Source organism: Clostridium sp. DFI.1.208 (assembly GCF_024463855.1).
GTDB lineage: Bacteria > Bacillota_I > Bacilli_A > Erysipelotrichales > Erysipelotrichaceae > Clostridium_AQ.
On record NZ_JANGCA010000341.1, the window covers coordinates 1 to 255 of the forward strand.

General features: G+C 54.5%; 1 pseudogene. It reads left to right on the forward strand.

Annotation, left to right across the window (positions count from 1 at the left end):
- Positions 1-255 (forward strand): annotated as a pseudogene (locus NE665_RS24600) (hypothetical protein); the annotation flags it as partial.

Here is a 255-nt window from a genome sequence, read left to right on the forward strand (position 1 = left end):
TCGATACCGGAGACGGTCTTGCCATGGACCCCGACCAGAGTGAGGGCACCCTGGATGGACTGAGTGAGGCTGAGATACAGAAGCTGCTGGATGACAAGGTGGCGGAGGGACAGTTCATGCTCAACATAAACACCCGTCCTGTATTCAAAAACGGCACCAGCAAGGGGACCCTGCGCATCGAGAACAATCCGCAGAACCGCTATCTCATGGTCGTGAAGATCTATCTGAAGCAGGATGAGAAGGATGGCGAGAAGA